The sequence below is a fragment of the Streptomyces sp. TLI_171 genome (assembly GCF_003610255.1).
Taxonomy (GTDB): Bacteria; Actinomycetota; Actinomycetes; order Streptomycetales; family Streptomycetaceae; genus Kitasatospora.
This window is the reverse complement of the sequence record NZ_RAPS01000001.1, coordinates 7,379,797-7,404,715: the sequence shown is the minus strand read 5'-3', so window position 1 is coordinate 7,404,715 and position 24,919 is coordinate 7,379,797. Positions and strand designations below refer to the sequence as shown.

Sequence of the window (24,919 nt, the reverse complement as noted above, 5' to 3'; positions counted from 1 at the left end):
CCGCGCCGAACACCGGGTCCGGCGGGGGGTCGTGGCTAAGCTGAAAGATCGTGAACCGACGGAACTTCCTCGCGCTCTCGGCCGCCTCCGGCCTGCTCGGCACGGCGGGCCTGGCCGCCGGCTGCGGCCCGGACACCGGGCGCCGACCCGGGCCCCCGCCCGCGCTCGATCTGTCCGCGCCGCTGCGGATCCCGCCGCTGCTGCACCCGGAACGGACCGCGGACGGGGTCCGCGCCTTCGAACTCACCCTGCTGGCCGGCCGGTCCGAACTCCTGCCGGGCCTGCAGACCGACACCTGGGGCTTCAACGGGCCGTTCCTCGGCCCCACCCTGCGGGCCGGCCGCGGCGACCGGATCGCGATGACCGTCCGCAACACGCTCCCCGCGGCCAGCACGGTGCACTGGCACGGAGTGCGGCTGCCCGCCGCGATGGACGGCGGCCCGCACCAGCCGATCGAGCCGGGCGCGGTGTGGACCCCGACCTGGACGCTCGACCAGCCCGCCACCACCGCCTGGTACCACCCGCACCCGCACGGGGCCACCGCCCAGCACGTCTACCGCGGCCTCGCCGGGATGTTCCTGATCGACGACGCGGAGGACCACGGGCTGCCCGCGCAGTACGGCGTCGACGACGTCCCGCTGATCCTGCAGGACAAGAAGTTCACCGCCGACGGCGCCCTCGACGGTGACCCGCTGAAGGGCAAGTACGGCATCCTCGGCGACCGCATGCTGGTCAACGGCACCTACCAGCCGCGCTTCGCCGTCAGCACCGAACGCGTCCGGCTGCGCCTCCTGAACGGCTCCAACGCCCGGATGTACCACCTGGTGTTCGACGACCGGCGCCCCTTCCAGGTGGTCGGCAACGACGGCGGGCTGCTCGGCGCACCGGTGGAGACCACCGAGCTCACCCTCACCCCCGGCGAGCGCGCCGAGGTGCTGGTCGGCTTCGCCCCGGGCGACGACGCGGTGCTGCGCACCGAGGACAACGGGGTCGACCTCGCCGCCGGCGACTTCGACCTGATCCGCTTCACCGCCGCCGACCGCCTGCAGCCCTCCCCCACCGTGCCCGCGCGCCCCGCCGCGCTGCCGCCGATCGTCCCGCCCGCCGGCGCCACGGTGCGCCGGTTCACCCTGGACGCGCGCAACGGCATCAACGGCCGCCCGATGGACCCCGCCCGGATCGACGAGGTGGTCCCCGCCGGGGCGGTCGAGATCTGGGAGGTCCGGAACAACGCGTCCTCGCACAACTTCCACATCCACGACGTGGCGTTCCAGGTCCTGGACGTGAACGGCCACGCCCCGCCCGCGGTCGCCGCCGGCTACAAGGACACCGTCTTCGTGCCCACCGGGTCGACCGTCCGGCTGGCCGTCCAGTTCGGCCGCGACGTCGACCCGACCGCGCCGTACATGTACCACTGCCACCTGCTGCGCCACGAGGACTCCGGCATGATGGGCCAGTTCCTCGTCGTCGAGCCCGGCACCGAGGACTCGGCGCCACGCACGGTGGCCACCGCCCCGCACCGTCACTGACCGTCGGGCGGGGGCGGGGCGGAAATCCTCTTGCCGGGGGTGGGGCGGGTGTTGAGGATCGGTGTATGGAGCATGTGGTGCGGGCGGTCGCGGCCGAGGACTGGCGGCGGGTCAAGGAGTTGCGGCTGGCGGCGTTGCGCGATCCGGTCGCGGGAATCGCGTTCCTGGAGACGTACGCGAGTGCCGTCGCGCAGCCGGATTCGTTCTGGCAGGAGCGGGCGGCGGGGGCGCGCGGGGAGATGACGGCGCGGCAGTTCGTGGCGGAGCGGACGGACGGCGGAGGGTGGGACGGGGCGATCACGGTGCTGATCGAGCGGGCGGGGCGGCCGGGCGTGCTGGGCGGGCCGAACGAGGTCGACCAGGCGCACCTGGTGGGGGTCTACGTCCGGCCGGAGCAGCGCGGATCGGGGCTGGCCCGCGCGCTGTTCGAGACCGCGATCGCCTTCGCCCACCGGTTCGACGCCCCGTCCGTCGACCGGGTCCGCCTGCACGTCCACCAGGACAACCACCGAGCCGAGGCGTTCTACCGCAAGCTCGGTTTCGTCCGCACCGGCCACTCCGTGCCCGTCCCCGGCGACGAGTCCGCCCGCGAACACGAACTCGTCCTCGCCGGGTTCCCCGCTCGCACGGAGGTGGGACGTCATGGGGACGGGGACGGGGACGGGTGAGGCTGCGGCCGGGTCGTGCGGTTCGACGGGGATCTGCTCGAGGGCGGGTTCGAGGACGCGGACGCGCCGGCCGAACTGGGCGTCGCGTACTGGGTGGTGGGCACGTCCCCGGCGGACTCGGACCGGGACCTCGACAGTGTGGTCGCCGGGTGGCGGGCGGCCGGCTGCCAGGTGCGGGACGTGCCGGAGGAGCGGCCGCGGGCCGGGTACGCGGAGACGGCGGACGGGCTCCGGCTGGCGGTGCGGCAGAGCGTTCAGGGGAATCTGAGCGTGTTCGCCTCGACGCCCCGGTTCCGGACCGGGCCGGGCGAGGGCGAGCTGTTGCCGGAGCGGATCGATCCGGCAGGGTGAGCGAACCGGCGGGGTGGGCGGGCCCCGAGGGGTGAGCGGGCGCGCGCCGTGGCGGTGCGCGCCCGCCCGGGCGTCAGGAGACGTTGAGGTTGATGTCGTCGAGGACGAACGAGGTCTGCTTGGTGTTGTCCTCGGTGCCGGTGAACTTCAGCGTCACGCTCTGGCCCGCGTAGGCGGCGAGGTTGAAGGTGCGCTGCTGGTAGCCGGCGGCGGCGTTGGTGTTGCTGTAGGTGGCGAGGGTGGTGCCGTTGGCGGTGACGGTGAGCTTGTCGAAGACCGTGGTGGTGGAGGCGTCGCTGTCGATGTGCAGCCAGAAGCTCAGGTTGTAACTGGTGCACCCGGTCGGCAGGGTGACGGTCTGGGCGAGGGTGTCGGTGGTGGTGGTGCCGTAGCCGTCCAGCCAGGCGTCGTAACTGCCGGTGTGGGCGGGCTCGCTGGAGCTGGAGTTGATGGTGCTGGCGCCGTTGCTGTTGGTCTCGGTCCAGCCCGAGGTGGAGCCGGTCTCGAAGCCGGGGTTGGTGATCAGCTGGGCGGCGGTGCAGCTGCCGCCGCCGGCCGGGTTGACCGTCCAGGTGAAGGTGACGGTGGCGGACGGGCCGGTGGAGTCGGTGGCCTTGGCGGTGACGCTGTAGCTGCCGGCGGTGGTCGGGGTGCCGCTGATCAGGCCGGTGGCGGAGTTGACGGTCAGTCCGGCGGGCAGGCCGGTGGCCGAGTAGCCGAGGGTGCCGCCGGCGGTGTCGGAGGCGGACAGCTGGAGGCTGGTGGCGGTGCCGGCGGTGGCGGTGCGGGTGCCGGGGTTGGTCAGGCTGACGGCGCCGGTGCTGCTGCCGCTGCCCTGGGCCAGCCAGGCGGTGGCGTTCAGCGCGAGGGCGGCGTCGGTGCCCGCCGGGTCGTTCCAGCCGTCGTAGAGGGTGTTGCCGGACTGGCCGGTGCCGTCGTCGATCGGCGAGGAGTCGCCCCAGATCGCGACCCGGCCGCTGCCGAAGGTGGAGGTCACGAAGAACGCTCCGGTGTTGCCGCTGTAGCCGCTGCGGTAGAGCAGGCCCTTGACGGCCGGGTTGTCGGCGGGCTTGAGGGTGAAGGTGGTGCCGTTGCGGATGATCGAGCCGGTCACCTTGCCGAAGGAGCCGTTCAGCACCGGGTCGGTGGTGTCGGCGATCGCCCGCGGGTTCTCGTTGGCGATGTTCAGCAGGTCGACGGAGAAACCGAACGGGTCGGTGCTGTCGACGCTGTTGGTGGTCAGCAGGTCGTTGATGATCGCGGGCGAGTCCCAGCCGTCGTTGTTGCGGTCGCTGACGGTGTGGTCGGAGATCAGGAACAGGCCGCCGCCGTTCTGCACGAACTTCATCACGGCGGTCTTCTCGGCGTCGCTGAGCCGGATGTTGGGCTCCGGCAGCACGAACTCGTCGAAGTTGGCGAGGTCGAGCGCGCCGCCGGTGCCGTAGGTGATGGTGTTGCCGGCCGGCAGGGTCTTCAGGCTGTAGTTGCCGGTCTTCTGCAGGGCGACGCCCCAGGCGGAGATGGCGCCGGTCCACGAGGTCTCGGTGCTGGGATTGGCGTTCTGGCCGAGCGGGTCGGGCTGGCTGGTGGAGATGATCCAGTCCGCGTTGCCCGCGGTCTCGCCCTTGCTGTTGTCGAACAGCACCCGCTTCGGGGTGGTGGCGGCCGCCGCCGTGGAGTGCGGCGTGACGGTGGCGGCCGCGGCGGCGACCACCAGGGTGGCAGCGGCGAGGGCGCCGGTGCGGGCGACCTTCGATGCTCTGATCATCTGTCGATCTCCTCGTGCCATGGGGTGTAACAGACGGTGCGCTACGCGCGTAGTCGCGCGGGACACCGTCCCATGGTGGAGTAATCAGAGCTTGAACGGAACACGTCGAGTCGGCGGTGCCCCGGCTGACACGGAATCAGCACGCACCGCATACCGGGACTTGACCCGGCGGCCCGGGAAGGGCGGCCGCCCGGGTGACCTCAGGCGTCGGCCTCGATCCGGGCCACGATCAGCTCGCACAGCTCGTGCGTGCGCAGCGCGTCCGCGGCGTCCAGGGTCTTCCCGGCCCGCACGGCGTCCAGGAAGTGCAGGACGACCTGCTCGATGCCGCGCTGCCGGGCCACCGGGACCCAGTCGCCGCGGCGGCGGATCGTCGGCTGGCCCTTGTGGTCGATCACCTCGGCGAGGTTGTGCACCTCGCGCTTGGAGTCCGCGCCGGAGACCTCCAGGATCTCCTCGGTGGAGCCGGAGAGCCGGTTCATGATGCCGAGCGCGGTGAAGCCGCGCCCCGCCAGGGTGAGCACGACGTGCTCGACCAGGCCGTCCCGGGTGCGGGAGCGCACGTCGACGTGCTCGATTTCGCCGGGGACCAGGAAGCGCAGGCTGTCCACGACGTGGATGAAGTCGTCGTAGACCAGGGTGCGGGCGCGCTCGGGCAGGCCCTCGCGGTGCTTCTGCAGCACGATCAGGTCGCGCGGGCGTTCGGCGGCCAGCAGGTAGCCGGGGGCGTGGCGGCGGTTGAAGCCGACCAGCAGGGAGCGGCCGGTGTGCTCGGCGAGCTGGACCAGGCGGCGGGCGCCGTCCAGGTCGTAGGCGAGCGGCTTGTCCACGTACACGTCGACTCCGCCGGTGAGCAGCCTCTCGACGATCGGGACGTGCTGCTCGGTGGCGGCGTGCACGAACGCGGCGCGGATGCCGGAGCCGATCAGCTCGTCCAGGTCGGTGGTGCGGAACGGCAGGCGGTAGGCGTCGCCGATCCGGTCGAGCTTGGCCCGGTCGCGGGTCATCAGCCGCAGGTCGAGGCCGGGTTGGGCGGCGAGGACGGGCAGGTACGCCTTCTGCGCGATGTCGCCGAGCCCGACGACGCCGATCGGGATCGTGGTGCGGTCGGGCTCGTGGTCGCTCATCGGGACACTCCTGCGAGGGTGGGTGGCGGTCGTCGCTGACCACCCGGCAGCATATGCCAGCGCAGGCCTTGAGCTGTCAGAACGCCCCCGGATCGGCCGATTCGCGTCGGTCGCGAAGCGGTCGCCGGGGGCCTCGGAGCGTCAGGCCGTCAGGCCGTCAGGCCGTCAGGCCGTCAGGCCGTCAGGCCGTCAGGCCGTCAGGCCGTCAGGCCGTCAGGCCGTCAGGCCGTCAGGCCGTCAGGCCGTCAGGCCGTCAGGCCGTCAGGCCGTCAGGCCGTCAGGCCGTCAGGCCGTCAGGCCGTCAGGCCGTCAGGCCGTCAGGCCGTCAGGCCGTCAGGCGAGGAAGTTCTGGTCGATCAGCGCCTGCAGGACGTTGACGTGGAAGTCGGGGAAGTCCATCGGGACGATGCCGTAGCGGGCGATCCGGCCGGCGTGGGCGGTGAGGTAGGGGTAGATCGACTGGTCCATCAAGGTCTGCTCGGCGGTCTTGGGCCAGTAACCGCCCGCGTAGCTGAGGAAGTTGACGTACATCTGCGGCGAGCCGGGGTCGGCGGCGGCGGTGTCGAACTGCTGGGTGATCGCCCGCCCCTTGACGCGGAGCGGGAACAGCTGGTCGGTCTGCCAGAGGTCCTGGGTGCGGAAGTACGCGTTGCTGCCGCTGGACCACTGGATCAGGCCCCAGTCGTTGGCGAAGTCGGCGACCAGCACGATCCGGCCGCGGGCCGCGCCGAGGGTCGGCCAGCCGTACAGGTGGAACAGGGCGCGGTAGCCGAGGTCGTCGAGGTAGTGGTTGATCCGGCGGCGGAACTCCGCGGCGTCGAGGGCCTGGCCGCCCGCGTTCTCGTTCCGGAGGCGCATCACGACCGTCTCGCCCGGATGGGCCGTCAGGAACGCGCGGCACTGGTCCAGCACATCCTGGAGGCGGACGTACTGGTAGGCGTCGGAGTGGTAGACGCCGAGCTCGTCGGCCGTCCCCTGCAGTCCGTTGCACCGGATGTCGAGGAACCGGACGCCCTGGAGGAGTTGCTCGGGCACCCCCCAGTTCTGGGTGTGGGACCACTCGGTGCCGTGAGCGGGATCGGTGCAGCACGAGTCGTGGGTGCCGGGGACGGTGAGGCCGAGCAGGGAGCGGCCGGCGTCGAGGCGGGCCATCCAGTCGGCGGTGGGCACTCCGCCGGGCGTGCTGCGGAGCCCGGACGCGGCCAGGAGCCGTGGTGCGGCGGCCTGCCCGGGCGCGGCGGGCGGCGCGGCATGGGCGGCCCGGGCCGGGAGGGCCAGCCCGCCGAGGGCGCCCGCGAGGGCTGCGGCGCCACTGGTGAGCAGTGTGCGGCGTGCCATGGTCATGGGTGCGCTCCCCCGGTCCGGCCGGCCCGACCCGGCCCCGAATGTTGTCCGGTTCATGCCCAGAGCCGCCGAGGGGCATGCGCCCGGCCCCTCGGCGATTCGGGTCAGGCTGCTCCGAGCATCCGGCGGAAGTCGGCCACGGCGACCGCGAGTTGACCGGCGTAGCCGCCCTGGGCCAGCCGGAGCACGAACTCCACCGCGGCATCGGGGTGCGGGTCGGCGTACGGCTGCCCGTTGTAGTCCAGGAACAGCAGCATCGACTCGAAGGTGGTGCGCTTGTTCCGGTCCGTCATGGGGTGGTTGCGGGCGAGGGATTCGCCGAGCGCGACCGCCTTGGTCCACACGTCCGGGTAGGCGTCGGCCCCGAAGACCGAGGCGCGGGGCCGGCCGAGCGCGGACTGCAGCAGCGAGCGCTCGCGCACGGTGGCGGCGTCGCCGAGCAGGTGGGCGATGTCCTCCTCGTCCAGGAAGTCCGTGCCGTGCGTGGCGCCCGTGGCGCCCGTGGTGTCCGTGCTCACAGCTCGGCCAGCCTCTCCAGCGTCTCGGCGTTGGCGGCCCGGATCCGCGCCACCAGTGCGGCCCGCCGCGCGGCCCGCTCCTCGGGCGCCCAGGGGGTGCGCCTCGGGTCCTGCTGCTCCTGCTCGCGCTGCTCCACCTCGGTGCCTCCTCCCGGCCGATTCGGGTACGGAACGTAGCAGTTGACGGGACGTCGGGTCGAAGGGTTTTCCTGGCCGGGAAATCCGGTGGTGGCGGCTGCGGGCGGGGTGGGAGCATCCGCGCATGGGTGCTTTGGACGCGGTGGCGGCCCGGGTGGCCGCGGGGGCCGAGGTGGAGTTCCGGCCGAGCGGGTCGTCGATGGTGCCGCTGATCCGCAGCAGGCAGGTGGTCGCGGTCGCGCCGGTCGATCCGGCCGGGCTGGCGGTGGGGGACATCGTGCTGGCCCGCGTCGCGGGGACGATGTACCTGCACCTGGTGTCGGCGCTGGAGCCGGCCCGCCGGCGGGTGCAGATCAGCAACAACCGGGGGCGGGTCAACGGCTGGACCGGCCACGACCGGGTGTTCGGGATCTGCGTCGCGGTGGACGGCGCGCCGAGGCCCGGGGCGGCCGCGAAGGTGCGCTGACCCTCAGGCGGGGCGGTCGAGGTGTCCGGCGGCGTCGGCCAGGGCGGCGAGCACGGGGCTGATCAGCGGGTGGAGTTCGGCGCCGGCCCGGGTCGCGGCGAACACCTTGCGGGTGGCGAGGGCGCTGTCGACGGGGCGGACGGCGACGGCGGAGAGTTCGGCGCCGCGCAGGGCCGAGCGCGGGACGAGGGCGACGCCCGCGCCGGCCGAGGCGAGCGCGGTGACGGCGCGGAAGTCGTCGGAGGAGTGCACCAGGCGCGGTTGGAAGCCGGCGTGTTCGCAGGCCAGCAGGACCACGTCGTGGCAGGGGTTGCCGGGGTAGGGGCCGATCCAGGGTTCGGCGGCCAGGTCGGCGACGGCGACCGGGCCGGGCCGCGCCGCCAGCGGGTGGTGCAGCGGGAGGACGGCGTCGAAGGGCTCGGCGTACAGCGGGAGCCGGGTGAGGCGGCGGTCGTCGGGGCGCGGCGCGCCGCGGTACTCGACGGCGACGGCGATGTCCGCGCGGCCGTCGAGCAGCATCGGCAGGCTGGCGTCGCCCTCGGCGTCGAGGACGCGCACCCGCAGGCCGGGGGCGTTCCCGGCGAGCGCGGTGATGGCGGGGGCGAGCACCAGCGCGATGCCGGTGGCGAAGGCGGCGACGGTGATCTCGCCGGCCGCGCCGGAGCTGTAGGCGGCCAGGTCGGCCTCGGCGCGCTCCAGTTGGGCGAGCACGGCGTCGGCGTGGGTGAGCAGGATCTCCCCGGCGGCGGTGAGCCGGACGCCGCGGCCGTCGCGGACCAGCAGGGTGTGGCCGGTCTCCTGTTCCAGGGCGGCGAGCTGTTGGGAGACCGCGGAGGGGGTCAGGTAGAGCGCGGCCGCCGCGGCGGTCACGGTCCGGTGGTCGGCCACGGCCCGCAGGGTCCGCAGCCGTCGTGCGTCGATCACGGGTCAATTCTGCCAGCGCGTCGGAGCGGCCCGGACCAGGCGGGAGCGGCTCGGGAGGTGACCCGGCGCGGGGAGCCGGTGCAAAGCTCCCCGCGCCGGGCGGGACGCCCCCGGAGGGGGGTTGGGGGGTGTCCCCGGGATGGGCGCGGTCGAGGGTGCCCGCACCCTGGTCCTGCGGGGCGGTCAGCCCTCCAGCACGGCCCGGGCGTCGACGAACGCGGCGACGGCGCGCTCGACGTCCGCGGTGCTGTGCGCGGCGGACAGCTGGACCCGGATCCGGGCGGCGCCGTGCGGCACCACCGGGTAGGAGAAGCCGATCACGTAGACGCCGCGCTCCAGCAGCAGTTCGGCGAGCCGGCCGGCCTTGGCGGCATCGCCGATCATGACCGGGGCGATGGCGTGCTCGCCCGGCAGGATCTCGAATCCGGCCTCGGTCATGCTGGTCCGGAACAGCTCGGTGTTGGCCTTCAGGCGGGCCCGCAGGTCGTCGCTGGTCTCCAGCAGGTCGAGCACGGTGAGCGAGGCGGCCGCGATCACCGGGGCGAGCGAGTTGGAGAACAGGTACGGGCGGGAGCGCTGGCGCAGCAGGGCGACGATCTCGCGGCGGGCGGCGACGTAGCCGCCGGACGCGCCGCCGAGGGCCTTGCCGAGGGTGCCGGTGATGATGTCGACGCGGTCGGTCACGCCGTGCAGTTCGGGGGTGCCGCGGCCGGTGGGGCCGACGAAGCCGACGGCGTGCGAGTCGTCGACCATGACCATGGCGTCGTAGCGGTCCGCGAGGTCGCAGATCTCGGCGAGCGGGGCGATGTAGCCGTCCATGGAGAACACGCCGTCGGTGACGATCAGGCGGCGGCGGGCGTCCTGGGTGGCCTTGAGCTGCTGCTCCAGGTCGGCGAGGTCGCGGTTGGCGTAGCGGTGGCGGCGGGCCTTGGACAGCCGGATGCCGTCGATGATGGAGGCGTGGTTGAGGGCGTCGGAGATGACGGCGTCGCGCTCGTCCAGCAGGGTCTCGAAGACGCCGCCGTTGGCGTCGAAGCAGGAGGAGTACAGGATGGTGTCCTCCTGGCCGAGGAACTGGGAGAGGCGCTGCTCCAGTTCCTTGTGCACGTCCTGGGTGCCGCAGATGAAGCGGACCGAGGCCATGCCGTAGCCCCAGCGGTCCAGGGCGTCCTTGGCGGCTTCGACCACCTTGGGGTGGTCGGCGAGGCCGAGGTAGTTGTTGGCGCAGAAGTTGAGCACCTGGCCGCCGCTGCCGGAGGTGACGGTGATCTCGGCGGACTGCGGGGTGCCGATCACGCGTTCCGGCTTGAACAGGCCGGCTTCGCGGATCTCGGCGAGGGTGGCGGCGAGGTCGTCGCGGACGTTCTCGAACACGGGGGTGTCGCTCCTAACGAAGGATCAGCGGGCTTGCCGAGACGGGGTTCTAGAGCGTCGTCCAGTCGAGGATGACCTTGCCGCAGTTGCCGCCGGCGGCCTCGTCGAAGGCGTCCTGGTAGTCCTGGGCGGCGTGCCGGCCGGTGATCACCGGGCTGAGGTCGAGTCCGCCCTCGAGCAGCACCGACATCGCGTACCAGGTCTCGAACATCTCGCGGCCGTAGATGCCCTTGATGGTGAGCATCGAGGTGACCACCGCGGACCAGTCGATCGGGAACTGCTCGGCGGGCAGGCCGAGCATGGCGATCTTCCCGCCGTGCGTCATGTTGGCGATCATCGACTGCATGGCCTCGGGGCGGCCGGACATCTCCAGGCCGACGTCGAAGCCCTCGCGCAGGCCGAGCTGGTGCTGGCCGTCCTCGATGGTGTGCCGGGAGACGTCCAGGGCGAGGGTGACGCCGAGCTTGCGGGCCAGGTCGAGGCGGTAGGCGGAGACGTCGGTGATCATGACGTTGCGGGCGCCGGCGTGCTTGGCGACGGCGGCGGCCATGATGCCGATCGGGCCGGCGCCGGTGACCAGGACGTCCTCGCCGACCAGCGGGAACGACAGCGCGGTGTGCACGGCGTTGCCGAACGGGTCGAAGATCGCGGCCACGTCCAGGTCGACGGGGACCCGGTGTACCCACACGTTGGAGGCGGGCAGCGCGACGTACTCGGCGAACGCGCCGTCCCGGTTGACGCCCAGGCCGATGGTGTTGCGGCACAGGTGGCGGCGGCCGGCCAGGCAGTTGCGGCACTTGCCGCAGACCAGGTGGCCCTCGCCGCTGACCAGGTCGCCGACGGCGATGTCGGCGACGGCGGAGCCGATCCGGGCGACCTCGCCGACGAACTCGTGGCCGATGGTCATCGGGGTCTTGATGGTCTGCTGGGCCCAGCCGTCCCACTTGCGGATGTGCAGGTCGGTGCCGCAGATGCCGGTGCGCAGGACCTTGATCAGGACGTCGCCGGGGCCGATCTCGGGCTCCGGGACGTCGGTCATCCAGAGTCCGGGTTCGGCGTTCAGCTTGACGAGTGCCTTCACGGCGAGCGCTCCTGACGCAGGTACGAAACGGGGCTGAGGGGAAATCTGCCTGGTCACCGTGGGTGCGGTCCATCGAGGAATTCTTAACGGGTGCCACAGCAGCGCTGAACGATCGTGCCCGAGCTGGGCCCGGGGGCCTCGGCGGCGTGCCGTAACGCACCCGGACGGAGCAGTGCGCGGCGGGTGCTGACGGGGGGTCAGCGGCCGTCCGCGCCTTGACCTAGCCTTGACATACCCGATTGGTCCAGTCCATTTTGTTGTGCGCGCTCCCCCGCACCTCCACCCCCAACCCCCACTGGAGGTACCCGTGCACGCCCCCAACCGTCGCCTGACCGCGGTCGGCGCGGCCGCGCTGCTGCTGGCGACCGCCGCGGTCGCGGCCGTCCCCACCGCCGCGAGCGCCGCGAACGTTCTGACCAACCCGGGTTTCGAGACCGGCACGCTGAGCGGCTGGTCCTGCTCCGGCGGGCTCGGCTCGGTGGTCTCCACCCCGGTCCACGGCGGCGCCAAGGCGCTGGCCGCCGCCGCCAGCGCCTCGGACAACGCCAAGTGCGTCCAGACCGTCGCGGTGCAGCCCAACACCACCTACTCGCTGTCCGGTTGGGTCCGCGGCAACTACGTCTACCTGGGCGTCACCGGCGGCGGCTCCACCTGGACCCCGGCGGCCGCCAACTGGCAGCAGCTGACCGTGAGCTTCACCACCGGCGCCACCCAGACCAGCGCCGAGGTGTACCTGAACGGCTGGTACGGCCAGGGCACCTACTACGCGGACGACATCAGCCTGGACGGCCCGGGCGGCGGCACCCCGGACACCCAGGCGCCCACCGCGCCGACCTCGCTCGCGGCGACCTCCACCGCCTCGACCCAGGTCTCGCTGTCCTGGGGCGCGGCCACCGACAACGTCGGCGTCACCGGCTACGACGTGTACAAGAACGGCGCCCTGGCCACCACCGTCACCGGCACCTCCGCCACCGTGACGGGCCTGACCGCCGCCACCGCGTACACCTTCACCGTGAAGGCGCACGACGCCGCCGGCAACGCCTCGGCCGCCTCCAACTCGCTCGCGGTGACCACGCCGTCGGGCTCGGACGTGACCGCGCCGACCGCGCCGGCCAACCTGGCCGCCACCGCGACGGCCGCCACCCAGGTGTCGCTGTCCTGGACGGCCTCCACCGACGCCGTCGGCGTCACCGCGTACGACGTGTACAAGAACGGCGCACTGGCCACCACCGTCACCGGCACCACGGCGACCGTGACCGGCCTGACCGCGTCCACCGCGTACACCTTCACCGTGAAGGCCCGCGACGCGGCCGGGAACGTCTCCGCCGCCTCCAACTCCCTCGCGGTGACCACCTCCCCCGGCACCACGCCGAGCGGCTTCAAGCAGGCCGCGCCGTACCTGTACAACGGCTGGGGCAACCCGCCGGCCGCGACCACCGTGATGAACGCCACCGGCATCAAGTGGTTCACCATGGCGTTCGTGCTGGCGCAGAACGGCTGCAACCCGGCCTGGGACAGCCAGCGTCCGCTGCTGAACGGCGTGGACCAGCAGACCATCAACGCGGTGCGCGCAGCGGGCGGCGACGTCGTCCCGTCCTTCGGCGGCTGGTCGGGCAACAAGCTGGGCCCGAACTGCGCCGACGCCACCGCGCTGGCCGGCGCCTACCAGAAGGTGATCGACGCCTACGGCCTGAAGGCGATCGACATCGACATCGAGAACACCGACGAGTTCGAGAACTACACCGTCCAGGACCGCATCCTGAACGCGCTGAAGATCGTCAAGCAGAAGAACCCGGGCATCCGGACCATCGTCACCTTCGGCACCGCCACCAGCGGCCCGACGGCCGACGGCAACCGCCTGATCGAGCAGGCCAAGGCGATCGGCGCGGACATCGACGTCTTCACCATCATGCCGTTCGACTTCGGCAACGCCTCCACCGACATGTACAGCGCCACCGTCAGCGCCGCCACCGGCCTGAAGAACAAGCTGAAGTCGGTGTACGGCTGGGACGACGCCACCGCGTACTCGCACGTCGGCATCTCCGGCATGAACGGTCTCAGCGACAACAACGAGACCACCACCGTCGCCAACTGGACCGCGATCCGGGACTGGGCCAACACCAACCACATCGCCCGGCTGGCCTTCTGGTCCGTCAACCGCGACCGCGGCTGCGCGGGCGGCGGCCTCCAGGAGACCTGCTCCGGCATCGCCCAGTCGGACTGGCAGTTCACCTCCATCACCGCCGGCTTCACCGGCTGACCCACCGTCGACCCCCGGGCCCCGGTCTCCCTCGCGGAGGCCGGGGCCCGCGGGCTTCCGGCGATTCGTCGGCGCCCGCGGCGGTGCAGGTGCCTAGCATCGCGGGTGGACGCCGCCGACCGGACCGGGAGCTTTCGTGGGACTCGTGACCGCCAACCTCGCCATCTCGCTGGACGGGTTCACCGCCGGGCCGGGGCAGAGCCTGGAGCAGCCGTTCGGCGCCGGGGCGGAGGCGCTGACGGCCTGGATGTTCGAGACCGACCGGCCCGGCCGGGAGCAGGACGCACACCTGCTGGGCGTGCTGCACGCCAACACGGGTGCGCACATCATGGGGCGGCACATGTTCGGCCCCGGCCGGGGCGCCTGGGACGACGGCTGGACTGGCTGGTGGGGCACCGAACCCCCCTACCACGCACCGGTGTTCGTGCTCACCCATCACCCGCGCGAGCCGCTGCCGATGGCGGGCGGCACCGTCTTCGAGTTCGTCACGGACGGCATCGGGGCGGCCCTCGACCGGGCCCTCGCGGCGGCCGGCGAGCAGGACGTGGAGATCGCGGGTGGCGCGGCGACCGTGCGGCAGTACCTGCGGGCCGGGCTGCTGGACGAGTTGGTGCTGCACCTGGTGCCGGTGACGCTCGGCGCTGGCGAGCGGCTGTGGGACGGGGTGGACGCGGCGATGGAGCCGGTCGAGGTGATCGCGTCCCCGACCGTCACCCATCTGCGCTACCGGATCGCCCGGCCGGACTGACCGCCGTCCTCGCGGGCGTCGGCCCGCTCACGCCTGCTGTCCGGCCATCACCCGGGTGTAGTCCGGGAGTTCGACCTCGCTCGCCTTGGCGGCCTGGGCCTCCATGATGCGGCGCAGCGGCCAGCGGGTCATCCAGCGCATCGAGGCGGCGCGCAGCGCGATCATGGCGGCGCTGCCGGGGGCGTAGCCGCGGACGCCGCCGGGCGGGAGCTGTTGGGCGGTGGCGGCGTAGGGCTGCATCTGCTGCTGGAAGTTGGCGAAGGCGGTGGTGAAGTCCTCGGGGTGGGTGGCGAGTTCGCCGGCCAGCAGGTAGGCGCCGACCAGGGCGAGGCTGGTGCCGAGGCCGGTGAGCGGGGTGGGGCAGCAGGCGGCGTCGCCGATCAGGGCGACCCGGCCGCGGGTGAAGCGGTCGAGGCGGACCTGGCCCATGGACTCGAAGAAGAAGTCGTCGGCGGTGGCCATCGCGGTGAGCAGCCGGTCGGTCTCCCAGCCGCGGCCGGCGAACTTCTCGGCGAGGGCCCGCTGTTGGCCGGCCCGGTCGTGGCGGTCGAAGGCGAAGTCCGCGGAGCGGAAGCTCAGGCCGGCCTTGATCTCGCCGGGCAGGCGGCCCGGGCGGGCGGTGGCGACCAGGCCGCCGGGGGCGTTGTACATCAGGAACCAGCCGTCGAGGTCCAGGTCGGCGCGGGTGGTGAACCAGGCTGTGCAGCAACCGAGCGGGGACACCAGTTCGTGCTCGGGCCCGAAGGCGAGACGGCGCACGGCGGAGTGCAGGCCGTCGGCGCCGACCACCAGGTCGAAGCGGCGCGGCGGGGCGTTCTCGAAGGTGACGTGCACGCCGTCGGCGTCCTCGTGGAGCACGGTGACGCTGTCGTCGAAGAGGTACTCGACCTCGTCGGCGGTGGCCTCGTACAGCATGGCGGCGAGGTCGCCGCGGAGCAGTTCGAGGTCGGAGACGATGCCCTCGCCGCCGAAGAGCTCGGTGGGGAGCCGGGCGGTGTGCTTGCCGTGGCGGTCCACCAGGGCGATGCCGCGCTGGTCGACGGCGAGTTCACGGGCCCGTTCGAGCAGGCCCATCCGGGTGATCACGGTGCGGCCGGCGCCGCGCAGGTCGACGGTCTGGCCGCCGGGGCGGGGGGCCGGGGCGCGCTCCACCACGACGGGACGGAAGCCTGCCTTGCGTAGCCAGTACGCCAGGGCGGGGCCGGCGATGCCGCCGCCGGAGACGAGGATGTCGATGTGCTTCTTCGCGTTCTTCATGACACCGAACGTACGCCGTACGCGCGCACTAGGCAAGCCTTACCAGAAGGGTAGAGCGGATTTCTGCACTAGTGCACTAGTGCGCCGGGAAAGGCCCTCGGGGCTGGCGCCGCCGCCACCCGCGCAGCTAGCATGGGGCGGGTCGGTGCACTAGTGCGGAGGTGGAGCGGGTGGACCGCTACGAACAGATCGCGGCCGAACTGCGCGGGCGGATCGAGCGCGGCGAGCTCCGCCCGGGCGACCGGGTGCCGTCCACCCGGGAGATCACCCGCCGGTGGAACGTGGCGATGGCCACCGCCACCCGGGTGCTCACCGAGCTGCGGGGCCAGGGCCTGGTGCGGGCCGTCCCCGGCGTGGGCACGGTGGTCGCCGACAGCGCGGCCCCGGACCGGCCGACCGAGCGGACGCCCGAGCGCCCGGCCGGGCGGTCGGCGCCCCGCCAAACCCTCCCCGACGGCGGTCTGACGGCGGATCGGATCGTCGCCGCGGCCGTCGCGGTGGCCGATGCCGAGGGCCTGGAGGCGCTGTCGATGCGCCGGGTGGCGGCCGAACTGGGCGTCGCCACCATGTCGCTGTACCGGCACGTGCCCGACAAGGACGGCCTGCTCGACCTGATGATGGACCGGGTCTTCACCGAGCTGGCGCTGTCCGCCGAGGACGACGGCTGGCGCACCCGCCTGGAGCTGGCGGCCCATCAGCTCTGGGGCCTGTTCCGGGCCCACCCGTGGCTGGCCTCCGCGCTGTCGGTGACCCGCCCCCAGCCGCTGGCCAACGCCCTGCCCTACGGCGAGTGGATGCTCTCCTCGCTGGCCGCGGCCGGCCTGGACCTGCAGAGCGTGCTCACCGCCTACCTGACGGTCTTCAACTACGTCCGGGGCACCGCGCTCAACCTGGAGATGGAGGCCGCCGCCGAGGCCGCCACCGGGCAGGACGCCGAGGCCTGGATGGACCAGCAGGAGCCCCGCTACCTGGAGCTGGTCGCCGGCTACCCGACCTTCCTGCGGGTCACCGAGGAGGGCTACGACTTCGACCTGGACGAGCTGTTCGAGTTCGGCCTGCAGCGCCTGCTCGACGGCCTCGCGGTCCTGCTGGAGCGGACCGACGCGAAGGCCCGTCAGGCCAGCAGCTCGGCCAGGTCGTAGGAGACCGGCTCTTCCAGCTGCTCGTAGGTGCAGCTCTCCGGCGTCCGGTCGGGCCGCCAGCGCTTGAACTGGGTGGTGTGCCGGAACCGGGTGCCCTCCATGTGGTCGTAGCCGACCTCGCACACCCGCTCGGGGCGCAGCGGCACCCAGGACAGGTCCTTCTTGCCGGTCCACCGGCTGACCGCGCCGGGCAGCCGGCTGCTCGCCTGCGCCTGCTCGTCGGCCCAGGCCGCCCAGGGGTGGCCGGAGAGGTCGTCGAGGCGCAACGGAGCGAGTTCCTCGACCAGTTCGGCGCGCCGCTTCATCGGGAAGGACGCGCTGACGCCGACGTGCTGCAGACGCCCTTCGGCGTCGTACAGGCCGAGCAGCAGCGAGCCGACCACCGGGCCCGACTTGTGCTCGCGGTAGCCGGCCAGCACGCAGTCGGCCGTCCGGGTGTGCTTGACCTTGAACATGGTGCGCTCGCCGGCCCGGTAGGGGGCGTCCAGCGGTTTGGCGACCACGCCGTCCAGGCCCGCGCCCTCGAAGCGGGAGAACCAGCTGCGGGCGGTGTCCAGGTCGGTGGTGGCGGGGGCGAGGTGGACGGGCGCGGTGGCGGCGCCGAGCGCCTGGGCGAGTTCGGCACGGCGCTCCAGCAGCGGGCGGTCGGTGAGGTCGTCGTCGTCCAGCGCCAGCAGGTCGAAGGCGACCAGCGAGGCGGGGGTGCGTTCGGCCAGGGTGCGCACCCGGGACGCGGCGGGGTGGATGCGCTCCAGCAGTTCCTCGAAGTGCAGCCGGCCGTCGTGCGCGATCACGATCTCCGCGTCGATGACGCACCGCTCCGGCAGCTGCTCCCGGACGGCCTCCACCACCTCGGGGAAGTACCTGGTCAGCGGCTTGCCGGTGCGGGAGCCGAGCTCGATCTCGTCCCCGTCGCGGAAGACGATCGCCCGGAAGCCGTCCCACTTCGCCTCGTACTGCATGCCGGGCGGGATCGCGGCGACGGCCTTGGCGAGCATCGGCGACAGCGGCGGCATCACGGGTAGCTGCATGCCTCCGATGGTCGCCCGCCGGTACGGACCTGACGGCGTGTCGGCGGCCCCGGCGTGTCGCAGCGCGCGCCGCCGGGGCCGACCGGCCCTAGCGTGGAGGGCATGGCTGCAGCTGTGGAACTGGAGGTCGACGGCCGGACGGTGCGGCTGTCGAACCCGGACAAGGTGTACTACCCGGAGCCCGGGTACACGAAGCGGGACGTCGCCGAGTACTACCTGGCGGTCGCCCCGGGGATCCTGCGCGCGCTGCGCGAGCGGCCGACCACGCTGCAGCGCTTCCCGGACGGCGTGGAGGGCGAGTTCTTCTACCAGAAGCGCGCCCCGAAGAACGTCCCCGACTGGCTGCCGACCGCGCGGATCGCCTTCCCCTCCGGCCGCACCGCGGACGAGATCTGCCCGACCGAGCAGGCCGCGGTGCTCTGGGCGGCGAACCTCGGCTGCCTGACCTTCCACCCCTGGCCGGTGCGCCGCGAGAACACCGAGCACCCCGACGAGCTGCGCATCGACCTCGACCCGCAGCCCGGCACCGACTTCTCCGACGCCGTCCGCGCCGCGCTCCAACTGCGGCCGCTGCTGGAGGAGTTCGGCCTGACCGGCTGGCCGAAGACCTCCGGCGGCCGGGGCCTGCACGTCTACGTGCCGATCGAGCCGCGCTGGACGTTCACCGACTGCCGGCACGCGGTGATCGCGCTCGGCCGCGAGTTGGAGCACCGCACCGGCGGCGAGGTCACCACCAAGTGGTGGAAGGAGGAGCGCGGCGAGCGGATCTTCGTCGACTACAACCAGATGGCCCGCGACCGCACCATCGCCTCCGCCTACTCGCTGCGCCCCCGCCCGCAGGCCACCGCCTCCACCCCGCTGCGCTGGGAGGAGCTGGAGCAGGTCTCCCCCGCCGACTTCACGCTGCGCACCGTCCCCGAGCGCTTCGCCGAACTCGGCGACCTGCACGCCGACATGGAGCAGCACCGGGCCTCGCTGGAGCGTGTCCTGGAGCTGTACGCGCACCAGGACGCGGGCGACCTGCCGTACCCGCCGGACCACCCCAAGATGCCGGGCGAGCCGGCCCGGGTGCAGCCCAGCCGGGCCAGGAAGACCGAGGAGTGACGGACCGTCGGTCGAACGGGCCGCGCACTGGTGGTGGGCGCTGCGCAGCCGGCTGGCGACGGCCCCGCCCTGGCGCCCGGGGGCGCAGCGGCCCGGACCGGTCCGTCAGCGGCCGCCGCCCACCGGGGCGGGAGCGGCGGCGGTGGCCGGCGCGGGAGCCGGTGCGATCGGGGCGGGGCGGCGGACCAGCAGCGCCACCAGGGCGGCGGCGAGCAGTGCGGCCGCGCCCGCGACGGTGTACATGCTGTCCAGGGCGGCGGCGTAGGAGTGTCGCGGGTCGGGTCCCGGGTGGTGGCGCAGCGAGTTCTGGAAGACGGTGCCGAGGACGGCGATGCCCAGGGCGAGGCCGAGTTGGCGGGCGGTGTTGAAGGCGCCGGAGGCCATGCCGGCCCGCTCGCGAGGGACGGTGGCGAGCGCGGTGGACATCATCGGCGGGGTGGCCAGGCCGACGCCGACGCCGACGGTCAGCAGGCCGGGCAGCAGCGCCGTCCAGCCGGAGCCGGCCGAGACCACGGTGAGCAGCAGCGTGCCGCCGCCGATCAGGGTCAGGCCGAGGGCGATCGGCAGGCGCGGGGCGGCGCGGTGCAGCAGGCGGGCGCCGAGCGGGGCGGTGACGAAGGCGGCGGCGGCCAGCGCGCAGACGGCGAGGCCGGCGTTCAGCGGGCCGAGCCGCAGCACCTGCTGGAGCCAGAGGCCGGTGTAGGTGAGCTGGGCGAAGGCGGCGGCGGTGAGCAGCAGGCCGGCCAGGGTGAGGCCGAGGAAGGACGGGTTGCGCAGCAGGCGGAGGTCCAGCAGGGGCTGTGCGGTGCGCAGTTCGACGGTGACGAAGACCCCGGCGGCGAGCGCGGCGGCGGCGAGCGGGAGGATCACCAGCGGGTCGGACCAGCCGCGTTCGCCGCTCTCGATCAGGCCGTAGGTGAGGGCGGCGGCGAACGCGGTGAAGGCGGCGGCGCCGGGCAGGTCGAGGCGTCCGGTGGCGCGCGGCCGGCCGGCGGCGAGGTGGCGCACCGTCAGGACCGCGGCGACGGCGGCGATCGGCAGGTTGACCAGGAAGATCGACCGCCAGCCGAACTGCTGGGTGAGCAGGCCGCCGAGGACGGGTCCGGCGGCGGCCGCGGCGCCGTTGACGGCGCCCCAGACGCCGAACGCGGCGCCGCGGTCGCGGCCCTGGTAGGCGGCGTTGAGCAGGGCGGTGGTGGAGGTCATCATGGCGGCGCCGCCGATGCCCTGGGCGGCGCGGGCGGCGATCAGGGTCCTGCGTCGGGGGCGAGCGCGCAGGCCAGTGAGGCCGCGCCGAAGACGGCCAGGCCGGCCAGGTAGAGCCGGCGGTGGCCGAGCCGGTCGCCGAGCGAGCCGAAGGCCATCAGCAGGGCGGCGAGGGTGAGGGCGTAGACGTCGACCACCCACTGCAGGGCGGTGAAGCCGGAGTGCAGGTCCTCGGACATCTCGGGCAGCGCGGTGTTCACGATGCTGGCGTCGACCAGCAGCATGAACGCGCCGACGCAGATCGCCGTCAGGGGTATCCACTTGCGCACGGGGGCGTCGTCCTTCCGGGACGGAGTTGCTTGGCCCTCGCACTCTCCGCCGGTGCGCCGGAAATCCCTATCCGATCGGTCGATCCCGGCGGTTTTCGACATCCGATAACCTGGGGCGGTGGTTTCCGACAGCGGCTATGACGTCCTCGACCGGCAGCTGGTGCACGCCCTGCAGTTGGCGCCGCGGGCGGCGTTCAGCCGGCTGGCGGCGGTTCTCGGCGTGTCGGACCAGACGGTGGCGCGCCGGTACGGGCGGCTGCGCGGGGCGGGGCTGATCCGGGTGCTGGGGCTGACCGACCCGGAGCGGCTGGGCGAGGTCCGCTGGCAGCTGCGGGTGCGCTGCACGCCGGACGCGGCGGGCGGGGTGGCGGCGGCGCTGGCCCGCCGGGAGGACACCACGTGGGTGGCGCTGAACTCCGGCGGCACCGAGATCTCCTGCTCCACCCGGTCCTCGCCGGACGCCTCGGACCACTCCCTGCTGCTGCAACACCTGCCGCGCACCCCCAGCGTGCTGAGCGTGACGGCGCACTGCATCATCCACACCTTCTTCGGCGGCGCGCAGAGCCTGGCGATCAAGTCGGGTGCGCTCTCCGCCGACCAGGTGTCCGCCCTCACCGCCGGGGCCGTCCGGGTGGACCGACCGGGCGGGCCGCTGGCGCAGTTGGACGACCCGGACCGCCGGATGCTCGCCGCGCTGGCGGTGGACGGGCGCACCCCGGTGGCGGAGCTGGCCGCCGCCTGCGCCCGGTCGGAGAGCACGGTGCGCCGCCGCCTGGAGGAGCTGGCCGCCTCGGGCGCGCTCTACTTCGACCTGGAGGTGGACTGGCGGATCTTCGCGCTGCGCACCCACACCTGCCTGTGGCTGAACGTCGTCCCGTCCGAACTCGCCGCCGCGGGAACGGCGTTGGCAGCGCACCCTGAGGTGGCGTACGCCGCCGCGACCACCGGGCCGAGCAATCTGCACGCCGTGGTGGTCACCCGCACGGTGCAGGAGCTGTACGCCTACCTGACCGAGCGGGTCGCGGCGCTGCCCGGGGTGCAGCACGTGGAGACCGCGCCGACGATCCGGATCGTCAAGGGGCCCGGACCGCTCCCGCCGCTCATACCCCGCCCGTCCTGATCAGCCGTCAAGCTGCCTGCGGGACGCGGGCGGTGAGGTCGGCGAGGGCGTCCCGGGCGGTGGTGAGCTCGCCGATCCGGGCGTTCAGCTCGGCGAGCTGGGCGGTGAGCCGGTCGCGGACGCAGGCGTGCAGTTCGCCGTCCTCGTAGCAGGGCAGCAGCTCCCGGATGGTGCGGGTGGTCAGCCCGGCGGCGAGCAGCGCCCGGATCCGCCCGACCTGCAGGGGCGCGTCGGCCCGGTACTCGCGGTGGCCGCCGGGCGTGCGGTGCGCGGCGAGCAGCTCCTGCTGTTCGTAGTAGCGCAGCAGCCGGACCGGCACACCGGTGGCCCTGGACAGCTCCCCGATCCGCATGTGACCCACCCCACACCCCTCCGGCTTGAACCTCACACCGGTGTCACATCCTACGGTCGTTCCCATGACGACGAACCAGAACACGGACGGGTCCGAGCCGGTCGCGCTGTACGGATTCCTCACGGCGAAGGACGGCCACCACGAACAGCTCGGCGCGCTGCTCGCGCAGTTGGTGGAGCCCTCGCGCTCGCACCGGGGCAGCCTGGTGTACCGCCTGCACGAGCAGCCGGACGGCCGCTTCTTCCTGTACGAGCTCTGGGCGAGCCGGGCGGCGTTGGCGGCGCACCACGGCACGCAGGTGCTGCAGGACGTGCTGGCAAGGCTTCCGGAGCACCTGGCGGGTGCTCCGGAAGCGTACGAGGGGTGGCTGTTCGGGGAGCCGGTCAGCTCCGCAGGAACTCGCGGTTGAGGCGGGCGATCCCGGTCAGCGGAATGCCCTTGGGGCAGGCGGTGGCGCATTCGCCGGTGTTGGTGCAGCCGCCGAAGCCCTCCTCGTCCATGGTCTCCACCATGTTCCGCACCCGGGAGGCGCGCTCCGGCGCGCCCTGCGGGAGGACGTTGAGGTGGACCACCTTGGCGGCGGTGAACAGCATCGCGGAGCCGTTGGGGCAGGCGGCGACGCAGGCCCCGCAGCCGATGCACTCGGCGTGCTCGAAGGCCAGGTCGGCGGCCTCCTTGGGGACGGGGGTGGCGTGCGCCTCGGGGGCGGCGCCGGTGGGGGCGGTGATGTAGCCGCCGGAGCCGATGATCCGGTCGAGGGCGGAGCGGTCCACCACCAGGTCGCGCACCACGGGGAACGCGCCGGCCCGCCAGGGTTCGACGTCGATGGTGTCGCCGTCGTCGAAGTGCCGCATGTGCAGCTGGCAGGTGGTGGTGCGCTCGGGGCCGTGCGCCTGGCCGTTGATGACCATGCCGCAGGCGCCGCAGATGCCTTCGCGGCAGTCGTGGTCGAAGGCGACGGGCCGCTCGCCGCGCAGGATCAGTTCCTCGTTGAGGGTGTCCAGCATCTCCAGGAAGGACATGTCCTCGCTGATCCCGGAGACCCGGTACTCGGTCATCTCGCCCGGGGTGTCCGGGCCTTGCTGGCGCCAGATGCGCAGGGTGAGTTTCACGCGTAGCTCCGCTGGGTGGGGTGGACGTGCTCGAAGACGAGCTCTTCCTTGTGCAGGACGGGGGCCTCTCCGGTGCCGGTGAACTCCCAGGCGGCGGCGTAGCCGAACTCCTCGTCGCGGCGGGCGGCTTCGCCGTCCGGGGTGGCGGACTCGGTGCGGAAGTGGCCGCCGCAGGACTCGGCGCGGTGCAGCGCGTCCAGGCACATCAGCTCGGCGAGTTCGAAGTAGTCGACCAGCCGGTTCGCCTTCTCCAGGGCCTGGTTGAGCTCCTCGCCGGTGCCGGGGACCTTGATCCGGCGCCAGAACTCGGCGCGGATCTCCGGGATCCGGGCCAGCGCCCGGCGCAGCCCGGCCTCGTCGCGGGCCATTCCGCACTCCTCCCAGAGGAGTTCGCCGAGTTCGCGGTGGAAGGAGTCGGGGGTGCGGTCGCCGTCCACGGCCAGGATCAGGTTCAGCCGGTCGGCGACCTCGGCCTCGGCGTCGGCGATCTGCGGGTGGTCGCCGGGCACGGGCGCGAGCTTGGTGCGGCCCAGGTAGTCGTTGAGGGTGGGCGGCAGCACGAAGTACCCGTCGGCGAGGCCCTGCATCAGGGCGCTGGCGCCGAGCCGGTTGGCGCCGTGGTCGGAGAAGTTGGCCTCACCGATCGCGAACAGGCCGGGAACGGTGGTCTGCAGGTCGTAGTCGACCCACAGCCCGCCCATCGTGTAGTGGATCGCCGGGTAGATCCGCATCGGCACGGTGTACGGGTCCTCGGCGGTGATCCGCTGGTACATCTCGAACAGGTTGCCGTACTTGGCCTCGACGGCGTCCCGGCCCAGCCGGGCGATCGCGTCGGCGAAGTCCAGGTACACGCCCTGCCCGCCGGGGCCGACTCCGCGGCCCTCGTCGCAGACCACCTTGGCGGCCCGGGAGGCGATGTCGCGGGGCACCAGGTTGCCGAACGCCGGGTAGATCCGCTCCAGGTAGTAGTCCCGCTCGTCCTCCGGGATCTGCGCGGCCGGGCGGGTGTCCCCCTTGGCCTTCGGCACCCAGATCCGGCCGTCGTTGCGCAGCGACTCGCTCATCAGGGTCAGCTTCGACTGGTGGTCGCCGGAGCGCGGGATGCAGGTCGGGTGGATCTGGGTGAAGCACGGGTTGGCGAACAGCGCGCCGCGCCGGTGCGCGCGCCAGACGGCCGTCGCGTTGGAGTTCTTGGCGTTGGTGGAGAGGTAGAACACGTTGCCGTAGCCGCCGCTGGCGAGCACCACCGCGTCCGCGGTGTACGTGCTGATCTCCCCGGTGACCAGGTCCCGGGCGACGATGCCGCGGGCCCGGCCGTCGACCACCAGCAGGTCGAGCATCTCGGTGCGCGGGTGCATCTCCACGTTGCCGGCCGCGATCTGCCGGGACAGCGCCTGGTACGCGCCGAGCAGCAGCTGCTGGCCGGTCTGGCCGCGGGCGTAGAAGGTCCGGGAGACCTGGACGCCGCCGAACGAGCGGGTGTCCAGCAGGCCGCCGTACTCGCGGGCGAACGGCACGCCCTGGGCCACGCACTGGTCGATGATCTCCACCGAGACCTCGGCCAGCCGGTGCACGTTGGACTCCCGGGCCCGGAAGTCGCCGCCCTTGACGGTGTCGTAGAACAGCCGGCGGATCGAGTCGCCGTCGTTGCGGTAGTTCTTCGCCGCGTTGATGCCGCCCTGCGCGGCGATCGAGTGGGCCCGCCGCGGCGAGTCCTGGAAGCAGAACTGCACGACGTGGTAGCCCTGTTCGGCCAGCGTCGCGCCGGCCGCGCCGCCCGCCAGGCCGGTGCCGACCACGATCACGGTGTGCTTGCGCCGGTTCGCCGGGTTGACCAGCTTGGCCTCGAACCGCCGCTGGTCCCACCGCTGTTCGATCGGCCCGACCGGGGCCTTGGTGTCGGCGACCGGCTCGCCGACGGTGTAGTCCAGGTAGCTCATCGTGGCCTCTTCACTGGGGAGTTGACGATC

Annotated in this window: 25 protein-coding genes; 10 read left to right on the top strand and 15 right to left on the bottom strand. The window is 73.0% G+C overall.

From position 1 onward, the window contains the following. Positions 1-50 precede the first annotated feature (50 nt). The 3 genes from BX266_RS32980 to BX266_RS32970 all read left to right on the top strand — a co-directional run bounded on the left by BX266_RS32980 (position 51) and on the right by BX266_RS32970 (position 2,548). The gene (locus tag BX266_RS32980; RefSeq protein WP_099905919.1) at positions 51-1,529 is read left to right on the top strand and encodes a multicopper oxidase family protein; all 1,479 of its coding nucleotides are present in this window, start codon (positions 51-53) and stop codon (positions 1,527-1,529) included. A gap of 65 nt (positions 1,530-1,594) precedes the next feature. After that, the gene (locus BX266_RS32975) at positions 1,595-2,197 is read left to right on the top strand and encodes a GNAT family N-acetyltransferase (RefSeq protein WP_099905918.1); all 603 of its coding nucleotides are present in this window, start codon (positions 1,595-1,597) and stop codon (positions 2,195-2,197) included. Positions 2,198-2,212: 15 nt separating this feature from the next. After that, a complete protein-coding gene (locus tag BX266_RS32970) occupies positions 2,213-2,548 on the top strand; it encodes a hypothetical protein (protein WP_099905917.1) in 336 nt (111 codons plus the stop codon). A gap of 73 nt (positions 2,549-2,621) precedes the next feature. Here BX266_RS32970 and BX266_RS32965 read toward each other — a convergent pair whose 3' ends face one another. The 5 genes from BX266_RS32965 to BX266_RS40340 form a co-directional block, all read right to left on the bottom strand. Continuing rightward, positions 2,622-4,316: a putative Ig domain-containing protein gene (locus BX266_RS32965; protein ID WP_099905916.1), complete on the bottom strand. Its 1,695-nt coding sequence runs from the start codon at positions 4,314-4,316 to the stop codon at positions 2,622-2,624. A 200-nt stretch (positions 4,317-4,516) separates the two neighbouring features. Further along, positions 4,517-5,443 (bottom strand): Gfo/Idh/MocA family protein, encoded by a 927-nt coding sequence (locus tag BX266_RS32960; RefSeq protein ID WP_099905914.1) that lies wholly within the window; start codon positions 5,441-5,443, stop codon positions 4,517-4,519. Between the two features lie 333 nt (positions 5,444-5,776). Next, on the bottom strand, positions 5,777-6,787 hold the full coding sequence (locus tag BX266_RS32955; RefSeq protein ID WP_180290706.1) for a phosphatidylinositol-specific phospholipase C: 1,011 nt from the start codon (positions 6,785-6,787) through the stop codon (positions 5,777-5,779). A gap of 104 nt (positions 6,788-6,891) precedes the next feature. Then, positions 6,892-7,305 carry a type II toxin-antitoxin system death-on-curing family toxin gene (locus BX266_RS40345; protein WP_259464970.1) on the bottom strand — a complete coding sequence of 138 codons (414 nt, stop codon included), beginning with the start codon at positions 7,303-7,305 and terminating at the stop codon, positions 6,892-6,894. Further along, entirely contained in the window at positions 7,302-7,442 is a 141-nt protein-coding gene (locus tag BX266_RS40340) for a hypothetical protein (RefSeq protein WP_259464969.1), read from the bottom strand. Before BX266_RS40340 ends, BX266_RS40345 begins: the two co-directional genes overlap by 4 nt. A 125-nt stretch (positions 7,443-7,567) precedes the next feature. Between BX266_RS40340 and BX266_RS32945 the strand changes: the two genes are divergently transcribed. Then, the gene (locus tag BX266_RS32945) at positions 7,568-7,909 is read left to right on the top strand and encodes a S26 family signal peptidase (RefSeq protein WP_099905911.1); all 342 of its coding nucleotides are present in this window, start codon (positions 7,568-7,570) and stop codon (positions 7,907-7,909) included. Positions 7,910-7,912: 3 nt separating this feature from the next. On the opposite strand, the gene BX266_RS32940 is transcribed toward BX266_RS32945, so the two are convergent. The 3 genes from BX266_RS32940 to tdh all read right to left on the bottom strand — a co-directional run bounded on the left by BX266_RS32940 (position 7,913) and on the right by tdh (position 11,288). Beyond that, the gene (locus BX266_RS32940; protein WP_099905909.1) at positions 7,913-8,833 is read right to left on the bottom strand and encodes a LysR family transcriptional regulator; all 921 of its coding nucleotides are present in this window, start codon (positions 8,831-8,833) and stop codon (positions 7,913-7,915) included. A 183-nt stretch (positions 8,834-9,016) separates the two neighbouring features. Further along, a complete protein-coding gene (locus BX266_RS32935) occupies positions 9,017-10,207 on the bottom strand; it encodes a glycine C-acetyltransferase (protein ID WP_099905908.1) in 1,191 nt (396 codons plus the stop codon). 49 nt (positions 10,208-10,256) lie between these two features. Continuing rightward, the gene (tdh, locus tag BX266_RS32930) at positions 10,257-11,288 is read right to left on the bottom strand and encodes an L-threonine 3-dehydrogenase (RefSeq protein WP_099905907.1); all 1,032 of its coding nucleotides are present in this window, start codon (positions 11,286-11,288) and stop codon (positions 10,257-10,259) included. 307 nt (positions 11,289-11,595) lie between these two features. Here tdh and BX266_RS32925 point away from each other — a divergent pair, with 307 nt between their 5' ends. Together BX266_RS32925 and BX266_RS32920 are read left to right on the top strand one after the other, a co-directional pair. Continuing rightward, positions 11,596-13,548 carry a fibronectin type III domain-containing protein gene (locus BX266_RS32925; protein WP_099905905.1) on the top strand — a complete coding sequence of 651 codons (1,953 nt, stop codon included), beginning with the start codon at positions 11,596-11,598 and terminating at the stop codon, positions 13,546-13,548. A gap of 136 nt (positions 13,549-13,684) precedes the next feature. Then, the gene (locus tag BX266_RS32920) at positions 13,685-14,296 is read left to right on the top strand and encodes a dihydrofolate reductase family protein (protein ID WP_099905904.1); all 612 of its coding nucleotides are present in this window, start codon (positions 13,685-13,687) and stop codon (positions 14,294-14,296) included. Positions 14,297-14,323: 27 nt separating this feature from the next. On the opposite strand, the gene BX266_RS32915 is transcribed toward BX266_RS32920, so the two are convergent. Beyond that, entirely contained in the window at positions 14,324-15,553 is a 1,230-nt protein-coding gene (locus BX266_RS32915) for an FAD-dependent monooxygenase (RefSeq protein ID WP_099905902.1), read from the bottom strand. A gap of 170 nt (positions 15,554-15,723) precedes the next feature. Here BX266_RS32915 and BX266_RS32910 point away from each other — a divergent pair, with 170 nt between their 5' ends. Continuing rightward, complete coding sequence (locus tag BX266_RS32910; protein ID WP_099905900.1) at positions 15,724-16,695, top strand: TetR/AcrR family transcriptional regulator C-terminal domain-containing protein; 972 nt, start codon at positions 15,724-15,726, stop codon at positions 16,693-16,695. Here BX266_RS32910 and BX266_RS32905 read toward each other — a convergent pair. Next, entirely contained in the window at positions 16,668-17,726 is a 1,059-nt protein-coding gene (locus tag BX266_RS32905) for an ATP-dependent DNA ligase (RefSeq protein ID WP_099905898.1), read from the bottom strand. The two genes, BX266_RS32910 and BX266_RS32905, sit on opposite strands and share 28 nt — an antisense overlap. Positions 17,727-17,828: 102 nt before the next feature. On the opposite strand from BX266_RS32905, the gene ligD reads away from it, so the two are divergent. Next, on the top strand, positions 17,829-18,830 hold the full coding sequence (gene ligD, locus BX266_RS32900; protein WP_180290705.1) for a non-homologous end-joining DNA ligase: 1,002 nt from the start codon (positions 17,829-17,831) through the stop codon (positions 18,828-18,830). Positions 18,831-18,935: 105 nt separating this feature from the next. Here ligD and BX266_RS32895 read toward each other — a convergent pair whose 3' ends face one another. Together BX266_RS32895 and BX266_RS40335 are read right to left on the bottom strand one after the other, a co-directional pair. Then, the gene (locus BX266_RS32895; protein ID WP_259464968.1) at positions 18,936-20,036 is read right to left on the bottom strand and encodes an MFS transporter; all 1,101 of its coding nucleotides are present in this window, start codon (positions 20,034-20,036) and stop codon (positions 18,936-18,938) included. Positions 20,037-20,077: 41 nt separating this feature from the next. Next, positions 20,078-20,365 carry an MFS transporter gene (locus tag BX266_RS40335; RefSeq protein ID WP_259464967.1) on the bottom strand — a complete coding sequence of 96 codons (288 nt, stop codon included), beginning with the start codon at positions 20,363-20,365 and terminating at the stop codon, positions 20,078-20,080. Positions 20,366-20,483: 118 nt separating this feature from the next. Between BX266_RS40335 and BX266_RS32890 the strand changes: the two genes are divergently transcribed. Further along, positions 20,484-21,485 (top strand): Lrp/AsnC family transcriptional regulator, encoded by a 1,002-nt coding sequence (locus tag BX266_RS32890; RefSeq protein WP_099905894.1) that lies wholly within the window; start codon positions 20,484-20,486, stop codon positions 21,483-21,485. A 7-nt stretch (positions 21,486-21,492) separates the two neighbouring features. Here the strand turns inward: BX266_RS32890 and BX266_RS32885 are convergent, their stop codons facing one another. After that, on the bottom strand, positions 21,493-21,837 hold the full coding sequence (locus BX266_RS32885; protein ID WP_099905892.1) for a MerR family transcriptional regulator: 345 nt from the start codon (positions 21,835-21,837) through the stop codon (positions 21,493-21,495). A gap of 64 nt (positions 21,838-21,901) precedes the next feature. On the opposite strand from BX266_RS32885, the gene BX266_RS32880 reads away from it, so the two are divergent. Then, complete coding sequence (locus BX266_RS32880) at positions 21,902-22,246, top strand: putative quinol monooxygenase (RefSeq protein WP_099905890.1); 345 nt, start codon at positions 21,902-21,904, stop codon at positions 22,244-22,246. Here the strand turns inward: BX266_RS32880 and BX266_RS32875 are convergent. Both BX266_RS32875 and BX266_RS32870 read right to left on the bottom strand, forming a co-directional pair. Further along, positions 22,221-22,949 (bottom strand): succinate dehydrogenase/fumarate reductase iron-sulfur subunit, encoded by a 729-nt coding sequence (locus BX266_RS32875; RefSeq protein WP_099905888.1) that lies wholly within the window; start codon positions 22,947-22,949, stop codon positions 22,221-22,223. The two genes, BX266_RS32880 and BX266_RS32875, sit on opposite strands and share 26 nt — an antisense overlap. Then, entirely contained in the window at positions 22,946-24,889 is a 1,944-nt protein-coding gene (locus BX266_RS32870; protein ID WP_099905886.1) for a fumarate reductase/succinate dehydrogenase flavoprotein subunit, read from the bottom strand. Before BX266_RS32870 ends, BX266_RS32875 begins: the two co-directional genes overlap by 4 nt. Positions 24,890-24,919: the final 30 nt, after the last annotated feature.

What these genes read in the sequence shown, in the direction of transcription:
- BX266_RS32895 (WP_259464968.1), bottom strand. Translation starts at nt 20,036, where the DNA reads ATGACCTCCACCACCGCCCTGCTCAACGCCGCCTACCAGGGCCGCGAC.
- BX266_RS32965 (WP_099905916.1), bottom strand. Translation starts at nt 4,316, where the DNA reads ATGATCAGAGCATCGAAGGTCGCCCGCACCGGCGCCCTCGCCGCTGCC.
- BX266_RS32870 (WP_099905886.1), bottom strand. Translation starts at nt 24,889, where the DNA reads ATGAGCTACCTGGACTACACCGTCGGCGAGCCGGTCGCCGACACCAAG.
- BX266_RS32945 (WP_099905911.1), top strand. Translation starts at nt 7,568, where the DNA reads ATGGGTGCTTTGGACGCGGTGGCGGCCCGGGTGGCCGCGGGGGCCGAG.
- BX266_RS32975 (WP_099905918.1), top strand. Translation starts at nt 1,595, where the DNA reads ATGGAGCATGTGGTGCGGGCGGTCGCGGCCGAGGACTGGCGGCGGGTC.
- BX266_RS32960 (WP_099905914.1), bottom strand. Translation starts at nt 5,443, where the DNA reads ATGAGCGACCACGAGCCCGACCGCACCACGATCCCGATCGGCGTCGTC.
- BX266_RS32915 (WP_099905902.1), bottom strand. Translation starts at nt 15,553, where the DNA reads ATGAAGAACGCGAAGAAGCACATCGACATCCTCGTCTCCGGCGGCGGC.
- BX266_RS32905 (WP_099905898.1), bottom strand. Translation starts at nt 17,726, where the DNA reads ATGCAGCTACCCGTGATGCCGCCGCTGTCGCCGATGCTCGCCAAGGCC.
- BX266_RS32885 (WP_099905892.1), bottom strand. Translation starts at nt 21,837, where the DNA reads ATGCGGATCGGGGAGCTGTCCAGGGCCACCGGTGTGCCGGTCCGGCTG.
- BX266_RS32955 (WP_180290706.1), bottom strand. Translation starts at nt 6,787, where the DNA reads ATGACCATGGCACGCCGCACACTGCTCACCAGTGGCGCCGCAGCCCTC.
- BX266_RS32880 (WP_099905890.1), top strand. Translation starts at nt 21,902, where the DNA reads ATGACGACGAACCAGAACACGGACGGGTCCGAGCCGGTCGCGCTGTAC.
- ligD (WP_180290705.1), top strand. Translation starts at nt 17,829, where the DNA reads ATGGCTGCAGCTGTGGAACTGGAGGTCGACGGCCGGACGGTGCGGCTG.